The organism is Flavobacterium sp. HSC-32F16, from assembly GCF_024171645.1.
GTDB lineage: Bacteria > Bacteroidota > Bacteroidia > Flavobacteriales > Flavobacteriaceae > Flavobacterium.
Map to the genome: position 1 here is coordinate 232,019 of NZ_JALKAC010000010.1, position 8,907 is coordinate 240,925.

Genomic DNA, 8,907 nt, shown 5'->3' on the forward strand with positions numbered 1-8,907 from the left:
TTATCAATTTGATATTTTCACCAAGGACTTACTCCCGTTTCATCTTCAATATCATTGCTGAAAAACTGTCCAGTCGGTCCGTTTTCATCTGTCAATGTATTTTTTATAATAAATGAAGCCGCACTTTCTACAGTTCCCGGTCCATTATGATGATTAAAATCTGTAGCAGTGTAACCCGGATCAATTACATTTACTTTGAATGGAAGATCCTTTAATTCATAAGCTAATACAATTGTATATGCGTTTAAAGCTGCTTTTGAAGTTCCATAACTTGCAGATTTGAAGTTGTAATATTTCCAAGTCGGGTCACTATGTAAAGTCAAAGATCCAAGTCCTGAAGTTATGTTGCTGATTCTTGGGTTTTCTGCTTTTTTAAGCAATTCTAAAAAAGCCTGAGTAACACTTATTACGCCAAAAAAGTTAGTATCAAACACATTTTGAATATCTTTTATATTTGTGTCTGAAGCATTTTGAGGAAACTCACCGCTTATTCCGGCATTGTTAATCAGAATATCTAATTTTCCCTGCTCATTTTCTACAATTTTTTTTGCTTCTAAAATTGAATCGGGATTGGTAACATCAATTTGTATGGCTTTAATGTTTTCAAATCCATCTTCATTTAATTGTTTTGCAACTGTATTTCCTTTTTCAAGATTTCGGGTTCCTAAATACACAAAAAATCCTTTTTTAGAAAGTTGTTTTGTTAGTTCTAATCCTATGCTTCTATTTGCTCCTGTTATTAATACTGATTTCATTTTTATATTGTTTTAAATTAATAAAGCAAAGTTGGTTCGTTTAAAAATGAAATCATTTGTCATTTGGCAAAAAGCAATTTTAGCTGATGTTTTTTCTGATTCTGCTTAATGATGATTGCGTAATTCCTAAATAAGAAGCAACAAAAGAAAGCGGCACGCGATTAACAACATTTGGATATATTTCTAAAAATTTTAAATAACGAGTTGTAGCATCTTCGGAAATCTGCGGGCTTCTTCTTTCTACTTTTTGCATCAATGCTCTTGAAACGACTTTGTGTACAATTGCATCCCATCCAACAATGGTATTAGAAAGTTCTTTCCAGTTTTTCTTTGAAAAAACCATAATTGTAGTATCTGTAATGGCCTGCACATAAGCTGTTGAAGGAATTTCATTTTCAAAACTTTCAAGATCAACTACCAAATTATGTTCGTCAATAAAATATTTGGTAATTTCTTCGCCTTTGTTATTGTAATAACAAACTCTAACAATACCGTCTAAAACAAAACCCACTTGCTGTGACACTTTTCCCGCTTCAGAAAAATATTCATCTTTCTTTAATTCTATTTTGCCCGCATTGCTTAAAACTAAGTCGATTTGCTGTTGGTTTAAATTTCCAAATTGCAATATGTATTCTATAAATTCTTTCATAGAGGCAATTTAATCAAAGTTATTAGTCCAGAATTTGTCATTTGACAAAAACAATTTAAAATATAAAAGTTATTTTTCCAGTAAATTTTCAGTGCTGGTTAAGAATTCTTCCGTCGCTTTTTCAATATCGATATTCATTCTTTCTGCCAAAACGGTAAGCCACCAAATCGATTCTCCTAATTTATGTTTGAGTTCTTGCTCTGTATTTCCTTTTGGCCATCTTCCTTGCTGCGACATTATGTTGCGTGCGACTAAACCAGCATCTGTTAAAAATGCCAATGCATCTTCTTCAATTGTCCATTCGCTTCCATGATGCGATAATTCTAATTCGTGATAACGCTTTCTTATTTCTAAAGAACGTTCTTTAATCTGTTCTAAATTTATTGATGCCATAATTTAATTTGTATTGAATTGTTCCTGAAATGCGACTGGACTAATGTTCGTTTTCTTTTTAAATAATTTATTGAAGGACTGCGGATGCTCAAAACCTAATTTATAAGCAATTTCAGATATTGAAAAAGTTCCTTTCGTTATATAATCTTTTGCTTTTTCTATCAATTTATCATGAATAAACTGCTGGGTATTTTGTCCCGTAAGATTCCGAAGTAAATCGCTTAAATACCTGGCAGACAAACCCAGTTCATCAGCAACAAACTGAACTGTAGGCAAACCATTTTCAAGCGTTTTTTCGTTATTAAAATAATCTTCGAGTAAATTTTCTAGTTTCGAAAGCACATCATTATTAACCGCTTTTCTGGTTAGAAACTGTCTATTATAAAAACGATTACTGTAATTTAGTAAAAGTTCTATCTGCGAAATAAGCACGTCCTGACTGAAATTGTCGATTCGTTCTTTCAGCTCTTTTTGAATATTTGCAAAAACGCCTAAAATAGTTTCTTTTTCAATTTCTGATAAATACAAAGCTTCAGATGCCGTGTACGAAAAAAATCCGTACTTTTTAATATTGGCATTTAAAGTATAAGGCCGAATAAAATCAGGATGAATATTTAAGGACATTCCACTGTAATCAGCTTCTTCTTCCTGCATTTTTAAAATTTGTCCCGGCGAAACAAACGACATTCCGCCTTCTTCAAAATCATAAAAACCATGTCCGTAGCGAAGCTTTCCCGAAAAATGAGTTTTAAAAGAAATTTTATAAAAATCTAAAATAATTCCATTTTCAAAATCTTTCGGATCAAATATGGCTTCACCATAATTCAAAATACTAATAAGCGGATGCGTAGACTTTGGCTGTCCCATAGCTTTATGCAATTCTGAAATACTGTTGAATATTTTAGGCTGGTTTTTCATCTCACAAATTTATAAAATGTTCTACTGGTGCAATGTTCCAGCTTACTGTACTTTGGTCAATCATGTCGTGTACAACAGAATCACTAAGTTCTGTCATTAATTTATGCATAGCATCTGTGCCTTCTGCTGCACTGTCCCAAACCAACATATCGTAAACGATTCCTTTTTTTAATTCAAAAATGGTTCTGGAACGAAATCCTTTTTGACATTTTAAAAATTCGTCGATTTCTTTGTTTGCTTCAATAAATTGCTGCGTTGTAAAACCATTTAATTTAAAAGTAGTCAATTCTATTGCTTGATTTTCCATCGGTTTTAAATTAAAAAGTAAACATTGCTTTTATGTTGTGAACCTGGGTTTCGGCACCATTTTTCAATCTTTCATCGTATAAAGCATTCGCATCATTTCCGGCAATATATCGTAATTGGTTTTTATTATCTGTCGCTGCCTCGTATATAATTTGAGCAACATCTTTTGCATTTGTATAATTCTCTAATTGTTCTGCACTGTAGCCTTTACTAACTTCTGCGGTTAATTTTTCATACGCTTCGTGCTGGCCGACTTCCATAGAACGAATTGCAAAATCGGTTTTCATACCTCCTGGCGCGACAACTTTAACCTGAATTCCAAATTGGGTTAATTCTGAAGCTAAACTTTCGGAAAAACCATCCACACCAAATTTTGTTGCACTGTAAATCGAACAAGTCGGGAATCCGATTAATCCAAAAGTGGAAGTAACATTTATAAAAGTACCGCTTTTTTTCTCACGAAAATGAGGTGTAAAGGCTTTTGAAACTCTAATAACACCAAATAGGTTCGTAACAATCTGGCGTTCGATTTGAATTTCACTTAAAGATTCTAATGCGCCAATTAATCCGTAACCGGCATTGTTTAATACTACATCTACAGAATAATTTTCTGTAATGCTTTTAATTGTTTCTGTAATTTGTTCCGAATTTGTAACGTCAAGCGGTAATACAATTACGTTTTCTAATGAAGTTAATTCTGTTTCTTTTTCTGGATTTCGCATTGTGGCAATTACGTGCCAGCCTTTGCTTTGGAATAATTTTGCTGCTGATTTCCCTAAACCTGTTGAAGCTCCTGTAATAAAAATTGTCTTTTGCATTTTTAATTGTTTTAAAATTATAATGCAAAGATCAGCCGAAGCTTGAAGGTACTTTTAGCCATTTTGGACAATTCATTAGCCAAAATGACGATTAAGAAACAAATTAATCACCTCCGCCGCATCCACCGCATGAACTTCCACAAGAACTCCCGCAAGAGCTTCCACCAGAACTTCCACATCCTGAACTACTGCCTGATGATGTATAGTTATTATTTACAGGCATGACCAAAGGCATAAAAGAAACTGCCAAACCTCCGTATAAAAAATAATTCCATTGCCAGTCTTGTTCGGGATCGGTATTACTTTTTTCTTTTTTGAAAGTTGAATGAATTGTATTAAAAAATAAATAGTTTAGTATTTTCTTATAGTAACGATAAGAGATCGCTGCTAAAATTATAGTTATAATAACAATATTAGTTACAGCTTTTCCTCTCGAAATTCCTGTAATAATTCTGCTGAAACCAATACTTAAAAGAAGTCCAAAAGCCAGCAATGCCACTTTTATAATAAATAAAAACTGCTTAGAATTTAAAATCGTTTCTCTAATTTTTTCTACTCCTTTTTTTAATTGTTGAAATATTGGTTTGTTTATAATTAACTGATGTAATTGCGTATATGGCATTAAATCATACTCTTTCATAATCTCAATGACACAATTTTCATATTGATTATTTGTTAACGTATCTTCAATTAACCTTAATTTATTGCCTGCAACTTCTATTTTGTTATTTTCAACTAAATTATTTACAACTCCGTGAATTACAAAATCTAAATTACTTTTTTGAAAAAAAACTAATTCAAAAGGCGTAAGTTTTCTGATGATTAATTTTGATTTCATTTTTTCAATTAGTGAATTACAAGATTTTTTAACAAATTGCATTAATAAAAATGTTACCAAAGCAAACAAGGATATGTAATACCATGCAAAATCCGGATTACCAACTTGAATCAAAACTGGTTTTAGAAGAAGGGAAATAGGATAACTTAAAAGTATAAATGATGCTGAGAAAATTATTTTTATTATTCCAAGATTATAATTAGCGTTGTCTAATTCGAGTGAATCCATAGGATCTCCAATAGTCCAAATTTCTTCGGGCTGTTTCCCGAAATTTAATTCGTATAAGTTTTTAGTAACTTCTTTTGCTTTATTGAATTTCTCGTGTTCAGCTTTATTGTGTGTTGACGGAATATGTTCGATTCTTTTTAACAAAATAGTGCAAAAATCAGAATATGAATTTGTAAAAATTAAATGCTGATGCCAGACAATATCCACAATTTCTGAAGGCGAAACCATCTCATTAGAGGTTGCTGCCAGATACATGAACTTTTTATATTCTAAGATTGCTGTTTTGGTCAAATAGATACTCCAACTATTTTCGAAAGCTAATCTTGTTGAAAATCCATATTCATCATTTAAGTTGTCGAGATCAAATTTTTCGATTTGATTCCAAAGTTGTGTATCCATGATAATTAAAGTTCTTTCGTTAAACGATCTAACTCCTTTAATAAAGTCGGCATTCTAAATTCACCTGCCATACTTTCTACTTTTTGAAAAGCTTCTTTCAAGTCCATTCCTATAGAAGTTACATATAACGGTTTAGCACTATCGCCTCTCAGCAGAGCCTTTTTATCTTTTTCTAAACTCGCAAAATTGGTTTTGGCTACACCAATAATCGGAATTTGTTTATGCATCTTTTCATATAAATAACCGCCCAAACCGTACTTTTTATCATCATCTAAATATACAAATCCGTCAACAATTATAGCTTCAATATTTTCAAGATCAATCTGATTTAACAAACTGATAATACACGGAAGTTCTCTTTTGTAGAATTCTCCCGGAATATATTCTGAAACATTATCAATTATTTCTGTGTGAACTTTAAAATTTTTATTCTCATTCCAATTCTCAAATTCAAGACAGACTGTTTTTGCTTTATTATCAAAATAATAAGTATCGAAGGCTAATATCATGTTTATTTCTGTTTCTAAAATATATAAGTATTCACTTGATCTTATAAATACTCTTTTCTATCAAATAATAATTTTCTGTTTAAATCTTTTTCAATTGATTCTAAGTAATCTTTTTCAGTGAATGGCTCTCTATAAAAAGTCCATGGTGATGCATTCGAAGTGTTTGAATTTATAAATCCTTCTATAAGATTTAATAAATAATCCCGTTTCTCTATTGAAGCTGTTAAACTTTCAATGCGATAGTGTTCTTCCCTGTTTATTAAAATATTGAATAGTTTTTCCAAATTATCCTTAAAGTTATTCTGTCCCAAAACTTCAATCGTAAATTCAATATCAGATAAATCAGGATTTATACACAAATTAAAAATTGGTGTAATTATTTCATAAGGTTCGCCCCATTCAAATTTTTTCTCTTCAATATAACAATAAGGAATTGTACCTCTATCAATGTAAATCATTAAAAATAATAGATTATAATTTAAGCCGCAACCGAATTTTACACTCTTAATGAACCTCGAAAACCTCTTGCGGCGTAATACGAATCTGCTCCATTATGATACACAAAAACGGTATCATAGCGAAAATCTGAAAAAATTGCGCCGCCAAGCTTTCTGATGCTTGCAGGCGTTAAAATCCAGCTTGAAGTTTTTGTATCAAATTTTCCAAGTTTTTGAAGTTCGCGGTATTCTTCTTCATTCAAAATTTGAATTCCAATTGCAGAAGCCATATTTACAGCACTGTCTTTTGGTTTATTTTCTTTTCTTTTCTCTAATGCTTCATGATCGTAACAAATACTTCTGCGTCCTTTTGGACTTTCTGGAGCACAATCATAAAAAATATATTCGTTTGTTTTGTCATCATAACCCACAACGTCTGGTTCGCCTTCAGTTCTTTCCATTTCGTCAAGAGACCAGAGTTTTTCAGGATTTGCTTTTAGTTTTGACTGAACTTTTTCCCATTCGATATTATTATGACGATTTTTATTATTTTCAAAACGTGCTTCTAATACACTTAATAATGATTCTTGTTGTTCTGGCGATAATTTATTTTTATTACTCATCTTTCTTTATTTTATGTTATCCCAAGTCATCACATCCCTTTTAAGTTAATATCTAAACCGATTAGGAGGTATCAAATTAAATATTTAATTAAATCTTCTCTACTTCAAATGTAACAAATCTTACAAAACTGAAGACAGAATTTGAAAGCCTTTTAAAATTTATAATGAATTAACGAGATTCTAATCCAAAACCTTTTATTATTCCCCTCTTTGAATTACGTATAAACTGTAGAATTTTATCCCGCTCTAATGTTTGATCAAATTCACTCTCAATCAATTCTACAGCCATACCTGTATTTTTTTTCTGCTGAAATAGTATTCGATAAATGTTTTTTAGTTCATCAATTTTATCAAGTTGAAAACCTCTTCTTTTTAATCCGATTGTATTGACTCCGACATAGCTTAATGGCTCTCGTCCAGCAGTTACATAAGGAGGTATATCTTTAACAACCCTGCTTAACCCGCTGATCATAACATGATCTCCAATTAAAGAAAACTGATGAACAGCTGATAAACCACTAATATTAACCCAGTCTCCTATTATAACCTCGCCTGCAATTCCAACACTAAAACCAATAATAGAATTGTTTCCTATTACAACATCATGCCCAATATGAGCATTTGACATAATCAGATTATTATTTCCAATCAACGTTTTTTGTTTTGATTTAGTTCCTTTATTTATAGTAACAAATTCCCGAATAATATTATTATTTCCAATTTCAAGGATTGTATATTCATTGTTATATTTCAAATCCTGAGGAATCCCGCCCAAAACCGAATTAGAATGAATTTTACAATTCTGCCCTATCCTCGTTCCATTCAAAATAGTTACATTATTTCCAATCCAGGTATTATCTCCAATTACAACATCATTTTCAATTGTAGCAAAATTTCCAATCTGAACATTCTCACCGAGAATTGCTTTTTTTCCAATACAATAATTTTCCAATTTTTGATCTTTTAAATTAGAATGCAAAAGTTGAAAAATAATTGTTGATTTTTCTTGATGTAATATCAAGAAATCGAAGCCCTTATCCTGCTTAAGGTTTCCTGACTAACATTCAATAAAGAAGCAATATATTTCAATTTAGCTTTAAGAATAATCTGTGGAAAAGAATCCAGAAGAAATTGATATTTCTGCTGAGCACTCATTACCCTAAACAAATGATGAAATTCATTAATCTTAGAAAGATAAAGACGAAGCTGCTTAATATGAAACATTGAAAAAAGAGGATATTCTAATAAAATTTGCTCATCTGAATAAGACAACGAATAAAGTACAGTATCTTCACAAGCCTGAAAATTTTCAAATGAAGGTTTCTGTTCGAAAAAACTACTTAATGACGTTATAAATTGATTATCCGTATAAATCCATTTTGTAATTTCAAGATCATTCTCGATGCAAAATCTACGAACAGTTCCAGATTTTATAAAATAGACCTTTCTACAAATTTTACCTTCCTGAATAATAAAATCCCCTTTTTTATATTTTTCAATAACGAAATATTTCTTTATTGCATCTTCAGTATCATTATCTAATACCTGAAAACCATTAATAGCATCAATAAGTTGTTTCATATTATAAATGATTATGAAAACAAATTTACCAATAATTAAAATGATTTTTAAGTAACTTTAAATAATGGTCTTTGATACATTATATTAAAAGATGATTATTTTACCCTAAATTCAAAAAACAAAAGAAATTCAAGGATAAAAACAATGTAAAAAAGGACGAGAAGTAATCTATCCTAAGAGAACTCAAAAACGATAGTCATCAAAACCAAATCGCAAGTTGATTTAACCTAGTGTTAAAAAATATTGTCTTATAAATCAATAACGAATACAATTTGATGAGATTTTTTTTTTGACAACGACAGGTCAGTAAATTCAAAAATTAAAACCTATCCTGTTGTTTTGTTTACAGTGACTCAGGATAATGAAAGAATCTAAATCCAAAAATGATTAAAATCAAAAAAATCCCCATCAAATACATGATGAGGATTCTTCAAAAGAAAGGCGACGACATAC

Annotated in this window: 12 protein-coding genes; all 12 read right to left on the reverse strand. The window is 30.8% G+C overall.

Annotated features, from left to right (window positions below; all coding sequences use genetic code 11):
- Positions 1 to 17: 17 nt before the first annotated feature.
- Positions 18 to 755, reverse strand: a complete 738-nt coding sequence (locus tag L1276_RS22310; RefSeq protein ID WP_253791710.1) for an SDR family NAD(P)-dependent oxidoreductase — start codon at positions 753 to 755, stop codon at positions 18 to 20.
- A gap of 79 nt (positions 756 to 834) precedes the next feature.
- Complete coding sequence (locus L1276_RS22315) at positions 835 to 1,404, reverse strand: Crp/Fnr family transcriptional regulator (RefSeq protein ID WP_253791711.1); 570 nt, start codon at positions 1,402 to 1,404, stop codon at positions 835 to 837.
- A gap of 69 nt (positions 1,405 to 1,473) precedes the next feature.
- Positions 1,474 to 1,797 (reverse strand): MazG-like protein, encoded by a 324-nt coding sequence (locus L1276_RS22320; protein WP_253791712.1) that lies wholly within the window; start codon positions 1,795 to 1,797, stop codon positions 1,474 to 1,476.
- Between the two features lie 3 nt (positions 1,798 to 1,800).
- Positions 1,801 to 2,715 (reverse strand): AraC family transcriptional regulator, encoded by a 915-nt coding sequence (locus L1276_RS22325; RefSeq protein ID WP_253791713.1) that lies wholly within the window; start codon positions 2,713 to 2,715, stop codon positions 1,801 to 1,803.
- A 1-nt stretch (position 2,716) separates the two neighbouring features.
- Entirely contained in the window at positions 2,717 to 3,022 is a 306-nt protein-coding gene (locus L1276_RS22330; RefSeq protein WP_253791714.1) for a hypothetical protein, read from the reverse strand.
- A 10-nt stretch (positions 3,023 to 3,032) separates the two neighbouring features.
- Positions 3,033 to 3,839 (reverse strand): SDR family oxidoreductase, encoded by an 807-nt coding sequence (locus tag L1276_RS22335; RefSeq protein ID WP_253791715.1) that lies wholly within the window; start codon positions 3,837 to 3,839, stop codon positions 3,033 to 3,035.
- Between the two features lie 103 nt (positions 3,840 to 3,942).
- Positions 3,943 to 5,304: a hypothetical protein gene (locus L1276_RS22340; protein WP_253791716.1), complete on the reverse strand. Its 1,362-nt coding sequence runs from the start codon at positions 5,302 to 5,304 to the stop codon at positions 3,943 to 3,945.
- 5 nt (positions 5,305 to 5,309) lie between these two features.
- Positions 5,310 to 5,813 (reverse strand): endonuclease V, encoded by a 504-nt coding sequence (locus tag L1276_RS22345; protein WP_253791717.1) that lies wholly within the window; start codon positions 5,811 to 5,813, stop codon positions 5,310 to 5,312.
- Between the two features lie 41 nt (positions 5,814 to 5,854).
- Complete coding sequence (locus tag L1276_RS22350) at positions 5,855 to 6,271, reverse strand: hypothetical protein (RefSeq protein ID WP_253791718.1); 417 nt, start codon at positions 6,269 to 6,271, stop codon at positions 5,855 to 5,857.
- Between the two features lie 38 nt (positions 6,272 to 6,309).
- Positions 6,310 to 6,873, reverse strand: coding sequence for a DUF4256 domain-containing protein (locus L1276_RS22355; protein ID WP_253791719.1), 564 nt, complete (start codon positions 6,871 to 6,873; stop codon positions 6,310 to 6,312).
- Positions 6,874 to 7,042: 169 nt separating this feature from the next.
- Positions 7,043 to 7,825 carry an acyl-ACP--UDP-N-acetylglucosamine O-acyltransferase gene (gene lpxA / locus L1276_RS22360; protein WP_253791720.1) on the reverse strand — a complete coding sequence of 261 codons (783 nt, stop codon included), beginning with the start codon at positions 7,823 to 7,825 and terminating at the stop codon, positions 7,043 to 7,045.
- A gap of 65 nt (positions 7,826 to 7,890) precedes the next feature.
- A complete protein-coding gene (locus L1276_RS22365) occupies positions 7,891 to 8,454 on the reverse strand; it encodes a Crp/Fnr family transcriptional regulator (protein WP_253791721.1) in 564 nt (187 codons plus the stop codon).
- Positions 8,455 to 8,907 lie beyond the last annotated feature (453 nt).

Coding starts and splice junctions, on each gene's coding strand:
- L1276_RS22310 (WP_253791710.1), bottom strand. CDS start 755: ATGAAATCAGTATTAATAACAGGAGCAAATAGAAGCATAGGATTAGAA.
- L1276_RS22315 (WP_253791711.1), bottom strand. CDS start 1,404: ATGAAAGAATTTATAGAATACATATTGCAATTTGGAAATTTAAACCAA.
- L1276_RS22320 (WP_253791712.1), bottom strand. CDS start 1,797: ATGGCATCAATAAATTTAGAACAGATTAAAGAACGTTCTTTAGAAATA.
- L1276_RS22325 (WP_253791713.1), bottom strand. CDS start 2,715: ATGAAAAACCAGCCTAAAATATTCAACAGTATTTCAGAATTGCATAAA.
- L1276_RS22330 (WP_253791714.1), bottom strand. CDS start 3,022: ATGGAAAATCAAGCAATAGAATTGACTACTTTTAAATTAAATGGTTTT.
- L1276_RS22335 (WP_253791715.1), bottom strand. CDS start 3,839: ATGCAAAAGACAATTTTTATTACAGGAGCTTCAACAGGTTTAGGGAAA.
- L1276_RS22340 (WP_253791716.1), bottom strand. CDS start 5,304: ATGGATACACAACTTTGGAATCAAATCGAAAAATTTGATCTCGACAAC.
- L1276_RS22345 (WP_253791717.1), bottom strand. CDS start 5,813: ATGATATTAGCCTTCGATACTTATTATTTTGATAATAAAGCAAAAACA.
- L1276_RS22350 (WP_253791718.1), bottom strand. CDS start 6,271: ATGATTTACATTGATAGAGGTACAATTCCTTATTGTTATATTGAAGAG.
- L1276_RS22355 (WP_253791719.1), bottom strand. CDS start 6,873: ATGAGTAATAAAAATAAATTATCGCCAGAACAACAAGAATCATTATTA.
- L1276_RS22365 (WP_253791721.1), bottom strand. CDS start 8,454: ATGAAACAACTTATTGATGCTATTAATGGTTTTCAGGTATTAGATAAT.